Below are 16215 nucleotides of genomic sequence, written 5' to 3' on the forward strand. Positions count from 1 at the left end.
CCTGGTTTAGCCCTCATGAATGGAGTATTTTTCAGAGGTTAAAGTACATGCAACATGAAAATCGCGAATTAAAGCTTGCCGAAGATTTTGTTCATTATACTGATTGCAACCTTTTTCTTACCGGCAAGGCTGGAACAGGCAAAACAACTTTTTTGCACAATCTTCAGAAAAAAACACCCAAACGTCTCGTGGTTACTGCTCCCACTGGAGTTGCTGCCCTTAATGCAGGTGGAGTTACCCTGCACTCACTTTTTCAACTTCCATTTGGCCCCTATATTCCCGGAAGCTCTGAGTCTGTTCAGGACACGCAGCGCATGCATCGTATGAGCAAGCAAAAACGGGCTATAATCAAAAATCTGGATCTGCTCATCATTGATGAAATAAGCATGGTCAGGTCAGATCTTCTGGATGCAGTAGATGCGTCCTTGCGTTTCCATCGTCGCAGCAGTCAGCCATTCGGAGGCGTGCAGCTTCTGATGATCGGAGATCTGCATCAATTGCCGCCGGTGATTAAGCGTGATGAATGGGATCTTGTATCAGATTATTATGAAACACAGTACTTTTTCAGCAGCAAGGCTCTGGCCCTGACTGAGATGGTATGTATTGAACTGAAGAACATTTACCGTCAGTCTGATCCTGTTTTTATCCAGGTGCTCAACAAAGTCAGGGACAATTGTCTGGATTCCTCTGCCATTGAAATTCTTAATCAACGCTATATCCATGATTTTGATATAAATGAAGATCAGGGTTACATTACCTTAACCACTCACAACCGGGGTGCGGATCAGCTCAACCAGGCCAGGCTCGATAACCTGCCGGGCAAGGAGTATTTTTTTGAGGCCAGAGTTGAGGGTGACTTTCCTGAATTCATATTTCCTGTCCCTGAGGTCCTTGCCTTGAAAAAAGGGGCACAGGTCATGTTTACCCGCAATGATCCCGGACCGGATAAGCTATTTTTCAACGGACGCATCGGCATTGTTACTGACATAAGTGAAGAGGAAATCAGGGTGACCTGTCCTGGAGATAGTCACGAAATTCAGGTCAAGAAAATGACCTGGGAAAACATCAAGTATGAGGTTAACAACGCAAACAATGAGATTGAAAGACGACTTACAGGAGAGTTTGAACAATATCCCCTGAAGCTGGCCTGGGCCATTACAATTCATAAGAGTCAGGGACTGACATTTGAACGGGCCATTATTGATGCAGGCGCTGCTTTTGCTCATGGCCAGGTTTATGTTGCTCTGAGCAGGTGCAAAACTCTAAATGGAATGGTTCTCAGCACCCCCATAAATGCTTCCAGCCTGAAAACTGATTATACTGTCATAAATTTCAGCCAAAGTATTGCTCAAAATCCTCCCAGTACTGAGAGGCTTAATGTTGCCAGAACAGCTTTTCAGCAAAAACAGATTAAGGGCTGTTTTGATTTTTCCAGAATTGCCCGCCAGATTAGCTTTCTAATAAAATTGCTCAGGGAAAACGCATCTGTAATTACCATGGCAGGAATTGAAGATCTTCAGGGATGGAGAGCCAGCACAGGAGAGATATTCAGGGTAAGTGGAAACTTTCAGCATGAACTGGACGGGCTTTTTGCGAAAAATAATCTGCCTGAAGAGGATACTCATCTTTTGGATCGCATTAATAAGGGGTCAGCCTGGTTTCAGGGCAGATTTCAGGAAGATCTTATCCAGCCCCTTGAGAAACTTGTTGTAGAAACAGACAACCGGGAGCTATCCAAGAGAATTGACTCTGTTCTTGATGAACTTGTTCGTGAGGTTTCAGTCAAAATCGCCGGCCTTAAAACTTGTGAGCAGGGTTTTTCATCTCTTGCATACATGCGTTCTCTGTCTGAAGAAGGTCTGATAACCCGCAAGAAGCCTGAAAAAACGCGACCTCAGTATAGCCACTCGGATATATCTCATCCAGAGCTTTTTGAAATTTTAAAGTCCTGGCGCACCGAGACAGCCAGAGAACAAAATATTGCCCCATATCAGGTAATGCATCAGAAAACCTTGATTCAGGTTGCTACGCGCATGCCGGATAAGCCCGCTGCTTTGCGGGACATAAGCGGGATAGGTGCTAAAACCATGGATAAGTATGGTCGGCAAATTCTTGATATTATCAGGGATTACCGTAAAAAATTGTGAATAGTTATAGTTTTGTTGCAGGTGCAGATCAGGCAGGCCAGAGGTTGGACAGGTTTGTTTACGAACATATTTTTTCAGCAGGGCTTACCAGATCAACTGTCCAGAACCTGATCAGGCAAGGCCTGGTTGAGGTTGATGGTCTGCCGGTGTCCAAGCCCTCTCACAAGATTGCGGCAGGAAAAAATGTGATCATACACTATGAGAAGCAGGATAAAACCCTTACCCCCCTTAAAGGTCACTTGAGTATAGTTTATGAGGATGAAAGTCTTGTTCTGCTCAACAAAAGGTCTGGAATAAGTGTGCATCCTGCTCCTTCAGAAAATGACCCCACCATTGTTCACTATCTTCTGGAAAAATATCCCTGCCTGCAGAATTTGTCAGATAATGAGCGACCGGGTATTGTGCATCGCCTGGATAAAGATACCAGTGGCCTTATGCTGGTTGCCCTGAATGATGCGGCCCGGCAATACCTGTCCAATGCCTTTCATGATCGCATAGTTGGTAAGTGGTATCTGGTCATGGTCCAGGGATGTTTAGAGAACCCAACTGGCGAGATAAATAAGCCCATGTGTCGTGATCCAAAAAGCAAAACAAAGATGGCAGTGTCTTCGCGGCAGGGACGTCAGGCCAGAACACGATATTATACTTTATATAGAGGCAAGGGTTTACAATGGTCGTTGCTTTTGATCCGGATATTTACCGGAAGAACTCATCAGATCAGAGTACATCTGGCGCATGTCGGCCACCCTGTTATTGGGGATTTGCTTTATTCAGCATCAAAACCCGGCTTTTCCCAAACCAGAATCTTCAAAGACAAGCTTGTGAAAAGGCAGTTGCTGCACTCCGGTAGAATTGACTTCCCACATCCTTCAGATGAAAGCAGAAAAGTATTTTGTCAGCTTCCTTCAAAGGATTTTACCAGGGTCTGTTTGAATCTGGAAAGCAGGGTGCAAAAAGTTGTATTGACCGGAAGCCTGGGTTCGGGCAAAAGTTCTGTTAGTGCTTTGTTTAATAAACATGGTGTCCCGGTTTTCAGCGCGGATGAATGTGTAGCCGAGCTTTATGAACCTGGTCAGGATGGCTGGCATTTGATTCAGCAGCGTTTTGGAAGTCGTTTTATTGACTACCCTCATGGGCCTGTTAATAAGAAAAAATTGAGCAAGGCAATCTTGAATGACAGATTCATGCTGGATGAGCTGAATCACCTTATTCATCCATTAGTGAAACATAAACTGGATGAATTCTGGCAAAATCACAAAGATTGCAGGATGGCTCTGGCCGAAGTACCTCTTTTTTTTGAGGCTGGAATGGATGATCCTTCAATTATCACAGTTGGAGTTTTCTGTCCTGATGAAACACGTCTGCAACGGGTTTGCAGTGTAAGAAAAATAACTGCGGAAAATTTTCTTTTTTTAAATAAAGCCCAGTGGCCACAGCTTAGAAAAATCAAATCCTGTCAGCTTGTTATTGATAATTCGCTTGATAAACAGTCTTTGATTTGTAAGGCAAAAGCCTTGACCAGAGTGTTGCAGTACTTAAGAAGACATAATATCATAAAGATTAAACACAGCTTTGAATATGTGATGAAAGCAAATTTGCGCAACCCACCGGAATATTTGAATGATCCCACTTAAGGACAGCATCCCCAATGTGTTCAGGCCCTATACGGTCTGGGCACTGATAAGTGTCAATGCTCTGGTATTCATTTATACCCTGGGTTTAGACACAATTCATCTTGCCCGGTTCTTTCATTTATACGGTGTAGTTCCTGCCAGACTGACTCACCCTGAACTGGCAATGATGGCTGGGTATCCTGACGCAGGCTATTATACATTAGTCACTCATATGTTTATCCATGGCGGTTTTTTACATTTTCTGCTCAACAGCTGGATGATGTGGATCTTTGCAGACAATATCGAAGATGTCATGGGGCCTGTGAGGTTTTTGCTGTTTTATGTTTTATGTGGAGCAGGAGCACTTACAACACATATCCTTTTTAACTTTGACTCTCCAGTACCTGTGGTGGGTGCTTCCGGAGCCATAGCAGGGGTTATGGGGGCCTATTTGCTATTATACCCTCATTCCCGGGTCATCACTGTTTTCCCGATAATTTTTATACCCTACATAATCGAGATTCCCGCAGTGATTTTTCTGGGAGTCTGGTTCATGATTCAAATTGTTTCCGCGTTGTGGTCGGATGTGTCCGGAGCAGGCTCAGGCGTGGCCTGGTGGGCGCATGCCGGTGGGTTTGTGGTTGGCATGGTTCTGCTTCCTCTTTTCAAGAATAAAAAAAGGTGCTATCATTGTTACGAAATGGTGCGCAGAAAAAAGAACTTTATTTTAGAGTAAACTGGTATTACAAAGCATGTAATTGTTTCCAGTATTTCTATATATATCTGTTCAGCGCTTACAAGTAACTGGAATCGTTTTGCTAATAAAATCAGACGGTTATGTTTTTCACATTTTCACGATTTTTGCTTATGATTGATGCACATTTGCCAGAAAAGTTCCGTCAAAGATGGAAACTTTGCGCCTGGCACAGGGACTGTCCCTCGCTGTGAATATTTTTTCATCAAAGCAAATTTCTTACAGGAACCAATGCAGCATCAATCTTTTTTAAAGTACCTCGCGGGGACTGTCCCAATTTTCAGAAAAGTGACAGATTCGTAAAGTTACTCACAGGTTCGGTCCTGGTCCGCCCAGGTGAAGAGCTTTTAAGGAAACCAGGGGACAGGCACTCCGGGACCCACTTGATCATCAGTTTGTACTCAAAATGACTCATTTTTGGGACAAGTGGGTCCCGGAAGAGCCAGTCCCCCTCCGGGCTGTATGCCTCCGGGCAGGAAGCCGTGCCACATGCAAAGCGCTAAACAGAAACCTATGTTTTTAAATCTCAAGTTATTATTTATTCACAATCAACCAATGGAGACTGCTATGTTGAAAATTGAGGACCTTCACGTCAATGTGGGCGACAATGAGGTCTTGCGAGGGCTCAACTTAGAAATAGAGCAGGGAGAAACATTTATTTTGTTTGGTCCCAATGGATCTGGCAAGACATCTCTCTTAATGACTCTGATGGGCTTTTCTGGATATGAAGTGACTAAGGGCAGTATTTTTTTCAAGGGAGAAGATATTACCAGCGCCACCACCTATGAAAGAGCCAGAATGGGAATTGGCATGTCTTTTCAACGTCCTCCAACAATTCACGGACTCAAGACCAGGCATATGGTGGGCCTTTGCGCTGGCGATAAAAAGGTGGATGTGGATGCCCTGGCTGAAAAAGTTAATATGTCTAACTTTTTGGACAGGGATATTAATTCAGGTTTTTCCGGAGGGGAAATCAAACGTTCAGAATTACTGCAATTGATGGCCCAGAATCCCAGCTTAGTGCTTTTTGATGAGCCAGAGTCAGGGGTTGATCTGGAAAACATGTCTCTCATCGGCAATGTTGCCAGGTCCATCCTTGATGGACCGCAGGAACCTGATAACAGTGCATCCCTGAAGCAGTTGCAATCAAAATACAAAACATCAGGTCTGATTATTACCCATACCGGGTACATACTTGACTATATCAACGCTGACCGGGGGCAGGTACTATATAACGGAGTGCTTTGCTGCGAGTCCAGACCCAGGGATATCCTGGATCATATTAGTAAATTCGGATACAAGGAGTGTGTCAGATGTCTAAATTAAACAGTATAGATGCTGAACCTAAAGTTGATCTGAGCAAGTTCAGCTTTGATCAGGGAGATATGCCTGCTTTGGATGATTTGCGACTGTTAAGTGATGAGGATAAGGCCAGATTGCGAATGGCTGGTGTTGATGCTGATGATTCCCGGCGCAGCGGAAGCTATCTTCATGTAAATCACTCCAAGGTTCATTGCAGTTCCTGCAGTGAAGGTGTTGAAATCTTAGACACACGTGACGCTTTAGATAAGTATGACGGGTTGCCTGAGTATTACTGGCAGGCTGTAGATAAAAATAAGGATGAGTTCACGCGGGCTGCTGCTGAAAAAATTCATGGCGGATACTTTATCAGAACAGCCAAAGGAGCAAAAATCAAAGAGCCTGTTCAGTCTTGTCTGTTTATCAAGGGAGAAAATGTTGGACAGAATGTTCATAATATAATGGTAATTGAAGAAGATTCAGAACTGCACATTATTACCGGATGCACCACTTCTACAGATGTGAATTCAGCTTTGCACCTTGGAATTTCTGAAGTTTACATAAAAAAAGGGGGCAAGCTGACTTTTACCATGGTACATAACTGGGGTGAGGAGGTAATGGTTCGTCCCCGGACAGTGGCAATTGTGGAGGAAGGAGGTGTTTTTGCAAGCAATTATATATTGTTGAAAAAGGTAAAATCCGTACAGTCCTACCCTGCAGTTTACCTTAATGGCCGAGGAGCAGTGGCCAGATTCAATTCCATACTTGTAGCGCCAGAAGGCTCATACATCAATTCAGGAAATAAAATCGTACTGAATGCTCCAGAGACCAAAGGTGAAATCATTTCCAGGACCATCACCACTGGAGGAACTATCATTGCACCCGGAATTATCGAAGGCAATGCCATCCCAGCCAAGGGACATCTTGAATGTAAAGGTCTGATTCTGACAGATGGAGTCATCCATGCCATTCCTGAGCTCAAGGGGACTATTGCTGGAGTGGAACTTTCTCACGAGGCTGCAGTGGGCAAGATCGCTCAGGAAGAAATTGAATACCTTATGGCCCGGGGATTAGATGAGGATCAGGCTACATCAACCATAGTGCGTGGATTCATGAATGTTGATATCATGGGCTTGCCTGCCGAACTGCGCCAGAGTATTGATAAGACAATAGAAGAGACGGAAGAGGATATGTTCTAAGGCGGAACGGGATGGCAGTTTTTAAGCTGCTGAAACACGACGAAAAAAGGCTTCAAGAGTTTATCTTGAAGCCTTTTTTATTGCTTGTGAGCTCCTCACCCGGGCATACCCGGGACCGAACATGTGAGTAACTTGAAATAGCCTTAGCGCGTATGAGATTGCCGCGCTCGAAGACTCGCTCGCAATGACACCTGAGCTGTCAGGGATGTACTTGCGCAAAGCCTGTGGAGTCTAAGCGACCGAAGCAATCTGTAAGGTAAAGCCATAATATCTTGTTTTTATTGCCAATATGATTTTAGTTACCTGTAAGCATATTAGAGGGGCAGTTTCTGGACCGAATTTGCGAGGTAACTGCCTTGATAATTGGAGACTGCATCCTGCAGATAAGATAAAACAGGCGGCTGGAAGTCTCCTTTTTACCTTTCTCTAAGCGTGGCTATGCTTTCTTTTAGTAGTTTTTGCGGACATCTCGTGACCTTCTTCCTCTTCATCTTCCTCTTCAATAACGGGTCTGAAACTCAGCAGAATGGGACTTGCTACATAGATAGAAGAATAGGTGCCCACCAGAACTCCTACAGTCAATGCAAAGGCAAAGTCATGTATGATACCGCCTCCGAGTATAAGCAGGGCAAGAACAACTACAAGAGTTGTACCTGAAGTAACAATGGTTCTCGACAGGGTCTGGTTGATACTGACGTTGATGGTTTCTGACAGAGAGGTGGAAATCTTGTTGCGCAGATTTTCCCTGATGCGGTCAAAAACAATGATGGTATCATTTAGGGAATAACCAATTATAGTCAGTAAGGCCGCTACTATGCTCAGGTCAAAATCCTTGTTAAGCAGTGAGAATATGCCAATGACTATAAGCATGTCATGAATCAGGGCTATAACTGCTCCCAGAGCAAAGTTGAGCCTTAGATACCAGCAAAGACAAAGGGTTATGAGCATGGCCGCGAAAATAAGAAAAGCCAGCGGGATGGAAATGAGCTTTAGCAGATAGACACCGCCAGCAAGCCCGGCCGCCATAAAAGCAGCCACAAACCACTTGTGTTCAAAACGACCCGAGATGTAGATTGCAATAAACAGCACAGCAAAGAACAGGGCTTCCAGAGCGCTTTCACGCAGATCTGCCCCAACTCGTGGCCCCACCATTTCTAAACGTTGAATCTCGTATCCATGGTCCTGAAAATACTCCATCAGGACAGCATCTACCTTTTCACGGGCGTCATAAGGAGTAATGTTTTCAGCTGAAGTTCGAAACAAATATTCATTGTCCCCGCGATCTCCAAACCGTTGAACTACCAGGGATGGTAACTCTGTTTCCTCTAATACGGAAGTAAGTTCAGCAAGGTCAACTTCCTGCTCAAAGCTGGTCTGAATAATTATCCCTCCGGCAAAATCAATGCCCAGTTTGGGGCCGCCCTTGAGTCCAAGAGATATGAGACCTATGAGTATCAATGCCGCAGATAGAGCAAAAGCATAATTTCTTTTGCCGATAAAATCTATTTTTGTGTCAGGTTTGATGATTTGAAAACCCATTTTTTTCCTGCCTGTATTTGGACTGATTAGATGTTGAATGCTGTTCCGGGTTTGCGTTTAGATATCCAGATATCAAAAAGAACTCTGGATACAAAAATAGCAGTGAACATTGATGCTAAAATTCCCAGGGTCAGGGTGACTGCAAATCCTCTTATGGGGCCGGTTCCAAACTGGTAAAGAACAACAGCTGCAATGATAGTAGTGACATTGGCATCAAGGATTGTCAAAGTAGCCCGATTGTATCCTTCTTCAACCGCTGCCCGGGGAGACAGTCCCCGCCGAAGTTCTTCTCTTATACGCTCAAAGATAAGTACATTGGCATCAACTGCTATGCCTATGGTCAGAATAATTCCAGCTATGCCGGGAAGAGTCAGGGTGGCACCGAATCCGGCCAGTCCAGCTATAATCAGGATGATATTGAAGGCAAGTACTGTGTTGGCAACTACTCCGGCAAATCCAAAATAAAAGACCATGAATATAAGAACAAGTGCTCCACCAATGACTGCTGACCTGACCCCTCGTTCTATGGATTCCTGGCCAAGGGACGGGCCCACTGTTCTTTCCTCCATTACAAAGACAGGCGCTGGCAGAGAGCCGGCTCTAAGGACTACCGCAAGGTCGTGAGCTTCATCCACTGTAAACCTGCCGGTAATACTGGCCCTTCCACCAGAAATTCTTTCCTGTATGACCGGGGTGGAATAAACATTGCCGTCCAGTACAATTGCAAGTCGCTGACGAACATTCTCACCTGTAATTCTTTCAAAAATACGTGAACCCCTGTTATCAAAGGCTATGGCTACATACGGCTGATTGTACTGATCAAAAGCAGTGTGTGCGTTGGTGATGTACTCTCCAGTCATTGCTGTTTCAGCTCTTAAAACTACCGGTTCTTCACGTGTAGAGCCATCAGGCATAGTTGTCTGCTGATAGTAGAGTCTGCTGCCTGGAGGCACAACACCTTCAACAGCCCGCTGTACATCTGCATCTTCATCTACAAGTTTGAACTCAAGATGCGCAGTTTGACCTATAATGGAAATTGCTCGCTGGGGGTCGTCTATACCGGGCAATTGTACTTGAATGCGTTCATCCTGTTGTCTTCTGATATCAGGTTCAGCCACTCCGAACTGATCAATTCTATTGCGAATAGTCTTAACTGCCTGGTCAAGGGTCATATCGTTCAAGATCTCTTTGTATTCAGCAGTAAAATCAAGAACATAACGAATACGGCCATCATCATCAGAATGTCTGGATACAATTCGCAAATTATTGTATTGCTGACTGATCATGCGCTCCAGGTCTCTTTGCTGCTCCTGTCGCAACAAGCTGAACTCGAGTCTGTGATCATCACTAACTCTGGGACGAAGGACCAGAATATCCTGGAGCCGGGCTTCATCTCTTATGTCCTGTCCAATCTGGGAAAGAGATCTTTCCAGAGCTCTTTCAACTTCAACCCCGAGGGTCAGGTGAATTCCACCTCTAAGATCCAGTCCAAGATTGACCTGGCGGTCCGGGAGTATGTCACCGAGAGAAGAATTTTTTATTCCGGAAAAAGAAGGTAAAAAATAGAGCAGACTGATAATCAGAACCAGTAAAATTACTGGTATTTTCCAGCGCAGATTGCCTTTCATTATTATAGTCCTGAGGCTGATTAAAGGTTTGAGTTGGGCATTGGGTACAGTGGGCTGTTAGAAGGGTGCATCAATGACACGGTTAGAATAATTATTGCGCCCTTTGAACAGAATCCTGACTTGGGTCAGCCAGACCGGCAATATAGGCTCTGTTGGTCTTGACTTGCAGTTTGTCGCCAATTTCTATTGTCAGAACGTCATTCTGGATATCTGTAACACGTCCATATAATCCACCATTGGTAAGAACATTATCACCTCTTTTAAGGTTGGCCAGTACCTGGCGATGCTCTTTGGCTTTTTTCTGTTGTGGCCTGATAAGCAGAAAATAAAAAATAGCAAACATCAGAATCAGGGGAATGAACGCTGTGAATGGGTTGCCGGCCTGGGGATCACCACTCTGGGCCATGGCAAAAATCAAATTTTCAAAAAACATAGTTCCTCCTATAATGAGTTCAGTGGTTGGAAGTATTGTAATAGTTTAGCCCTTTTCTAAGGAAAGCAGGGGACAGGCCCGGTTTCCAGAAAAATAAAACAAAATGTCATGTAAGTTTATTGCACAGACAAAAACGAGGTTGATAACTGAAAATTATCTGATTGTCCATGTAAAAAATTATCATAAAATTGATATGTTCAGCTTAAAAATGTGCAACAGGTTACCCCTTTACCCCTCGTTCCCAGGCTCCAGCCGTTTATTCAAGCGGTAAGTCACTGATAAAAGATTTACTTCCAGAATTGTGACTGGTCCCTGAAGGCTTCTTCAAGACTGATTAAGACTGCTTTTTTTTCAGAATCAACAGCCAGTTCCCTGGCTTTTTCCCGGTGAAATGATGCCTGCCGCTTGTTGTTATTGTAAATATGGGCGTAAGACATGTGAATGTGGGCCATAAAGTTGTTTCCGCTGCGGCCGAAAATTCTGGCCAGATGTTCGTGCGCTCCAGGTTCTTCAGGAACAATCCTTAAGGCGCGTTGAAGATAGCTCGCTGCTGTGTCAAAGTGACCCTGTTCTGAGAGTATTCGGCCGTAATAGATAAGAGCCATGCTTTCCTGAGGGCGGAGCATGATGGCTTTTTGTAAAAGCCGGCCGGATTTGTCAATATCTCCAAACTGGAAGTAAAAAATACCTGCTTCCCGAAGAAAAAGCGGATCACTATCATCACAACTGATAAGCTCTTCAAAGTTCTTTCTTGCTTCAGACACTCTGTTTATGCGAGCGTTGGCAATGCCCTGGCCGAGATAAGTCAGGCATGTCTGATTTTTTTCCTCTCTAAAATACGCCAGAGCACTGGAAGGTTCAGCATACCTGGCTCTTACGAGAGTCTGAACGCGTAAAAAAGATGAATTGTCTACTTCTCTTGCCAGCAAATTTTTGTCCATTCTCTCAATACGATCGCTTAAATAATTGACACGCTCATCCATACCCGGGTGGGTGCTCAGGTAGGAAGGGATTTCACCTCCTGAAAACCACTGCATCCGCCGCATTTTCTGCATAGCCGAAGTCATGGCCTGAGGGTTGTATCCAGCTGCAATGAGGTATCCAAGGCCGACCTGGTCAGCCTCTCGTTCATCTTCACGTGAATACTTCAGTACCGCGCTCTGAGCTCCTGCTATGGAACCAACAGCTATGGCACCGCCGGCATCCGAGCCCAACAGGGCGCCGGCAACTAAACCAAGGAGGGAACCAACGCTTATAACCTTGGAACGCTCTATATTGCGGGCAACATGTCTTTGAGTGATGTGGGCCAGTTCATGGGCCATGATGGAGGCAAGCTGGTCTTCGGAGTCCATATGCAGGATAAGGCCTGAAAAGATAGCCATATAGCCAGCCACAGTGGCAAAAGCATTGACGGCGTTATGATTGATTACTTCTACCTGCAGGGGGAATGGCTGAGGAGGAGCGTTTTTATATAGATTCTGTCCTATTTCTCGAATATAATCAGTAATTTCCGGATCATCGATAATGTCAAAACGTGTTCTGATAAGTCGATGGACCTTTTTTCCCAGTTCAGCCTCATCTGATATGCTGAACTCCCCGAACAGTCTTGCCTGAGCATTGGGGGCAGGGACTGACATAAAAAAAGTCAGGCAGATAAAAAAAACAAGTCTAATTCTATGTGTCATGCAACTACAGCTTAACAAAGACAGCTATAATGAAAGAAAAAATGTCATCTGATCAATGACTATTTATTCATCATATCTAAAAAATCTTTGTTGTTCTTGGTGCCTTTCATTTTATCCAGGAGAAATTCCATACTGTCTATGGAGTTCATGGGGGCAAGCACTTTACGCAATATCCAAACCTTGTTCAAGGTTTCCGGTGCAAGGAGCAGATCTTCCTTACGTGTTCCTGATCGATTCATGTCAATGGCTGGATAAACTCTCTTATCAGCAAGATGACGGTCAAGGTAGATTTCCATATTTCCTGTCCCCTTGAACTCTTCGAAAATTACCTCGTCCATTCTTGATCCTGTATCAATAAGGGCAGTAGCCAGGATGGTCAAGCTGCCTCCTTCCTCAATGTTGCGCGCTGCGCCAAAAAAGCGTTTTGGTCTTTGCAGAGCGTTGGAATCAAGTCCGCCTGACAAAACTCTTCCCGAAGATGGAGTGACTGTGTTGTATGCCCGACCCAGTCTCGTTATGCTGTCTAATAAAACCACAACATCCTTTTTTCTCTCCACCAGTCGTTTCGCTTTTTCCAGTACCATGTCCGCCACCTGAACATGTCTCTGAGGCGGTTCATCAAAAGTTGAGCTGACCACTTCAGCATTCACAGTCCTTTCCATGTCGGTTACTTCTTCAGGGCGTTCGTCTATGAGCAGTACCAGCATGAAAACATCAGGATGGTTGGCGTTAATGGAATTGGCAATATTTTGCAGAAGAATGGTTTTTCCTGTCCGTGGAGGGGCAACTATCAGTCCTCGCTGACCTTTTCCGATGGGTGTAAGCAGGTCAATAATTCTTGTGGAATACTTTTCTGCACCGTTCTCCATCCGATATCTTTCATTAGGATAGATAGGGGTCAGGTTATCAAAAAGGACCAGGCTTTTGGACTCAGCAGGGTTGCCATATCCGACTTCATTTACTCTCAGCAGGGCGAAGTACCGTTCACCTTCTTTGGGAGGACGAATCTGTCCTGAGACAACGTCGCCGGTTCTAAGCCCGAACTTTCTGATCTGGGAAGGTGAGACATATATATCATCAGGACCAGGCATGAAGCTGTAAGTAGGGGATCTTAAGAACCCGAAACCGTCCGGTAGAATTTCAAGAACTCCCTCGCCTGAAACCTGACCGTTTTGAGAGGCACAGGCCTGAAGCAGAGCAAATATCAGCTCCTGCTTTCTGAGTCCACTGGGGTTTTCAATTTCAAATTCAGTTGCCAGCTTCATAAGTTCGTGCATTGATTTGGTTTTAAGGTCGGACAAGTTCATCAAAAAGTTCTCCTGAACAATAAGTTGAGATTAAAAAAATAGGTCATTGACAATAATTTGAAGGGGTGTATTTCGAGTTCCTGAAAAACAAAATGAGGACAGTCACAGGTTTGGAAGTGTCCCCAATTAGGGGCAAGCAGGTTAATTACAGGTAATACAGAGCTGGTTGTTCAGTTTAGTGAACAGTTTTGACAATGTAAGAGTTTTTACCCGCTAATTACGGCATGGATTTATTTATCCATGCGCTTATTTTCAATAATGATTCTATTTGCAGAAAAAAAACGTGCTGGGAGCCTGCCCCCTGTTTTGGTTAAAACCGGGGGTAAACTTATATAAAAATAATGAACACTTTAGATACTTTGAAGGATATCTGGAAATCCTGATTTGGATGGATTATCGGGACATACGGGAAAGACTTCTGATCCCTGACATGGCATTTGCCCTGACGAAAGGCAATATATGTCCGTTCTGACTCTTTGGCAAGAGTTTTATGTGTTACTGTTTTGATTTTTTCGGTTCTTCAGCATTTTCTTCCTGAGTTTCCTGTTCCTCTTCCTGAATCATAACATCAGCAAAAAGTTCTTCCACTTTGGATTTGGCCTGGCTCTGATCTACTGATAATGCGTATGACAGTTCCATGGTAATGAGCCCCATGGCCTGCTCTAAAAGCCTTCGTTCTCCAAAAGAAAGTTCTTTATCCTTGCTGATGAGAAAAAGCTCTTTAAGGACATAGGCTACATCATACAAATTATGACTCTTGAGTTTGTCTGAGTATTCTCTGTATCTACGATTCCAGTTCTGTCCGGAATAGCCAGTGAAATCAGATCGATCTTCAAGATAGTTTAGTATATTCAGCCCCATCTTTTCATCACTGACAGGGCGAAGACCTACGTTTTCAGCATTGCTGACCGGAACCATCAAGGTGACATTATTGCTGAGGATTCTAACGATGTAGAGCTTGGTTTTCACACCTCCCACATCCTGCTCTTCAATCTTTTCAACCTTTCCTACACCCTGGGCCGGATATACCACTAATTCGTCCACTGAGAACACTTTCATACCTCCAAGAACCCGAGATTGTAAAAAATAATTAAAACCTTCAACTTATCCTTTCAGCTCCATGTTTTCCTGATAAGGTCTGAACAATAAACTTGATATTAGCAGGGATATTTTCCGTGCTCGTATCGCCCTTCTAAAGTTAACCGGATGCTGTCCGTAAAAAGTTATTTAAATTCACAGTGAAGCGCAAAAGATAAACTACTTATGCGTTCAGATTGATATATATCTTAAATGAATTAAATAGTCCATGAAATATCCGAGTAAATTTTCGGATATTCCAAAAGAATAGTAAAAATTTGTAAAAGATTAGTAATTACCTTTTCTATCCTTAAAAGTAACTAAAGCCAAATTAGTAATAAATTCAGAGCATTATGATTTTACCATACAGATTGCTTCGGTCGTTCTGGATCCCTCGCGGGTGACAGTTTTTCAGCAACTACATCCCTAACAGTTCAGGTGTCATTGCGAGCGAGTCTTTGAGCGCGGCAATCTCTAACGTGCTAAGGCTGTTTCAAGTTTTTTTACGATTTTTGCTCATTATTGATGCACATTTGCCAGAAAAGTTCCGTCAAAGATGGGAGCTTTGCGCCTGGCACAGCTTCCTGCCCGGAGGCTTACAGCCCGGAGGGGGACTGTCCCTCGCTGTGTAAATTTTTTCATTAAAGCAAATTTCTTCCAGGAACCAATGCAGTATCAATCTTTTTTATAGTACCTCGCGGGGACTGTCCCAATGTCCAAATACGGGACTGTTCTTCAATGTGGAGGCGGCTTCCAGTCGCCTGGACTTGAATAGCCTGCAGGATGCAGGCTCCACTCTAAAGACAGTTACTCCCAGGTTCTGTCCCCGTCCGCCCTGGCGAGACGCTTTTGAGTCTCGAGATAATTCAGGGATTGGCAGACAAAAAATCTCTTGCTTTCTGCAGTCCTTCCTGTCTGAAAACTCTGACAATCCGGGCCGACCTGGTAATTATGTCATCTCTTAACTGTTGCTCATCCGGACGAAAGTTGTTGAGTACATACCTTGCAAGATCATTTCCATCATCCGGACGACCAACTCCGAATCTAAGCCTGGCAAAGTCTCTTGTGCCTAATTCGCCGGCAATTGAACGTAAACCATTATGACCGGCAAGACCGCCCCCAAACTTTAATCGTATCTGTCCCAGGTTTAAGTCAACTTCATCATGGATAATTAAAAGATTATGTATGTCTATATTAGAGTTGGCTAAAGTTTTGGCTACAGCAAGACCGCTTCTGTTCATATAAGTCAGTGGCTTCAGCAAAAGCCACATGGACGAATCATTCAGATTCATCCACTCCCAGATTATTAAGGAACATGTATCTATTCTGAGTTTGACTGTTTCTTCAGAAATATCTAAGCTTGACTGAATGATGTGATCAATGACCATAAAGCCTGCGTTGTGCCGTGTTGCCTGGTGACGCCTGCCTGGGTTGCCCAGGCCACATATTAGCCCTGTGATGTTCATGCAGATATTAAGCAAATATTAAATTTGTTGGTTTCTACAAAATTAAAGCCCCTTTTCAGGGGCTTTAC

12 protein-coding genes are annotated in these 16215 nt (G+C 44.1%); 5 read left to right on the forward strand and 7 right to left on the reverse strand.

Annotated features, from left to right (window positions below; all coding sequences use genetic code 11):
* The first annotated feature begins 47 nt into the window (after nt 1-47).
* The 5 genes from LZ23_RS17385 to LZ23_RS17405 all read left to right on the forward strand — a co-directional run bounded on the left by LZ23_RS17385 (nt 48) and on the right by LZ23_RS17405 (nt 7012).
* Entirely contained in the window at nt 48-2147 is a 2100-nt protein-coding gene (locus tag LZ23_RS17385; RefSeq protein WP_045216332.1) for an HRDC domain-containing protein, read from the forward strand.
* Nucleotides 2144-3781 carry a dephospho-CoA kinase gene (gene coaE / locus LZ23_RS17390; RefSeq protein WP_052507484.1) on the forward strand — a complete coding sequence of 546 codons (1638 nt, stop codon included), beginning with the start codon at nt 2144-2146 and terminating at the stop codon, nt 3779-3781. The genes LZ23_RS17385 and coaE overlap by 4 nt, the downstream gene beginning before the upstream one ends.
* Nucleotides 3768-4496, forward strand: coding sequence for a rhomboid family intramembrane serine protease (locus LZ23_RS17395; protein ID WP_045216251.1), 729 nt, complete (start codon nt 3768-3770; stop codon nt 4494-4496). Before coaE ends, LZ23_RS17395 begins: the two co-directional genes overlap by 14 nt.
* A 585-nt stretch (nt 4497-5081) precedes the next feature.
* Nucleotides 5082-5840, forward strand: a complete 759-nt coding sequence (locus LZ23_RS17400) for an ABC transporter ATP-binding protein (protein ID WP_045216253.1) — start codon at nt 5082-5084, stop codon at nt 5838-5840.
* Entirely contained in the window at nt 5828-7012 is a 1185-nt protein-coding gene (locus LZ23_RS17405) for a SufB/SufD family protein (protein WP_084591125.1), read from the forward strand. Before LZ23_RS17400 ends, LZ23_RS17405 begins: the two co-directional genes overlap by 13 nt.
* A 426-nt stretch (nt 7013-7438) precedes the next feature.
* Here LZ23_RS17405 and secF read toward each other — a convergent pair whose 3' ends face one another.
* The 7 genes from secF to pth form a co-directional block, all read right to left on the reverse strand.
* Entirely contained in the window at nt 7439-8551 is a 1113-nt protein-coding gene (secF, locus tag LZ23_RS17410) for a protein translocase subunit SecF (protein WP_045216257.1), read from the reverse strand.
* Between the two features lie 26 nt (nt 8552-8577).
* The gene (gene secD / locus LZ23_RS17415) at nt 8578-10179 is read right to left on the reverse strand and encodes a protein translocase subunit SecD (protein WP_045216259.1); all 1602 of its coding nucleotides are present in this window, start codon (nt 10177-10179) and stop codon (nt 8578-8580) included.
* A 91-nt stretch (nt 10180-10270) separates the two neighbouring features.
* Nucleotides 10271-10612 carry a preprotein translocase subunit YajC gene (gene yajC / locus LZ23_RS17420; protein WP_045216260.1) on the reverse strand — a complete coding sequence of 114 codons (342 nt, stop codon included), beginning with the start codon at nt 10610-10612 and terminating at the stop codon, nt 10271-10273.
* Nucleotides 10613-10899: 287 nt separating this feature from the next.
* Complete coding sequence (locus LZ23_RS17425) at nt 10900-12297, reverse strand: beta-barrel assembly-enhancing protease (protein WP_045216261.1); 1398 nt, start codon at nt 12295-12297, stop codon at nt 10900-10902.
* A gap of 59 nt (nt 12298-12356) precedes the next feature.
* Entirely contained in the window at nt 12357-13604 is a 1248-nt protein-coding gene (rho, locus tag LZ23_RS17430) for a transcription termination factor Rho (RefSeq protein ID WP_045216263.1), read from the reverse strand.
* Nucleotides 13605-14099: 495 nt separating this feature from the next.
* Nucleotides 14100-14657: a CarD family transcriptional regulator gene (locus LZ23_RS17440; RefSeq protein ID WP_045216336.1), complete on the reverse strand. Its 558-nt coding sequence runs from the start codon at nt 14655-14657 to the stop codon at nt 14100-14102.
* Between the two features lie 890 nt (nt 14658-15547).
* Nucleotides 15548-16147 carry an aminoacyl-tRNA hydrolase gene (gene pth, locus LZ23_RS17445; RefSeq protein WP_045216337.1) on the reverse strand — a complete coding sequence of 200 codons (600 nt, stop codon included), beginning with the start codon at nt 16145-16147 and terminating at the stop codon, nt 15548-15550.
* Nucleotides 16148-16215: the final 68 nt, after the last annotated feature.

It is taken from the genome of Desulfonatronovibrio magnus, assembly GCF_000934755.1.
GTDB classification, from domain to species: Bacteria; Desulfobacterota; Desulfovibrionia; order Desulfovibrionales; family Desulfonatronovibrionaceae; genus Desulfonatronovibrio; species Desulfonatronovibrio magnus.

Bases quoted from the DNA above. Each gene is read 5' to 3' on its own strand.
- LZ23_RS17405 (WP_084591125.1), top strand. From the start codon at position 5,828: ATGTCTAAATTAAACAGTATAGATGCTGAACCTAAAGTTGATCTGAGC.
- secF (WP_045216257.1), bottom strand. From the start codon at position 8,551: ATGGGTTTTCAAATCATCAAACCTGACACAAAAATAGATTTTATCGGC.
- pth (WP_045216337.1), bottom strand. From the start codon at position 16,147: ATGAACATCACAGGGCTAATATGTGGCCTGGGCAACCCAGGCAGGCGT.
- yajC (WP_045216260.1), bottom strand. From the start codon at position 10,612: ATGTTTTTTGAAAATTTGATTTTTGCCATGGCCCAGAGTGGTGATCCC.
- rho (WP_045216263.1), bottom strand. From the start codon at position 13,604: ATGAACTTGTCCGACCTTAAAACCAAATCAATGCACGAACTTATGAAG.
- LZ23_RS17385 (WP_045216332.1), top strand. From the start codon at position 48: ATGCAACATGAAAATCGCGAATTAAAGCTTGCCGAAGATTTTGTTCAT.
- secD (WP_045216259.1), bottom strand. From the start codon at position 10,179: ATGAAAGGCAATCTGCGCTGGAAAATACCAGTAATTTTACTGGTTCTG.
- LZ23_RS17395 (WP_045216251.1), top strand. From the start codon at position 3,768: ATGATCCCACTTAAGGACAGCATCCCCAATGTGTTCAGGCCCTATACG.
- LZ23_RS17400 (WP_045216253.1), top strand. From the start codon at position 5,082: ATGTTGAAAATTGAGGACCTTCACGTCAATGTGGGCGACAATGAGGTC.
- LZ23_RS17425 (WP_045216261.1), bottom strand. From the start codon at position 12,297: ATGACACATAGAATTAGACTTGTTTTTTTTATCTGCCTGACTTTTTTT.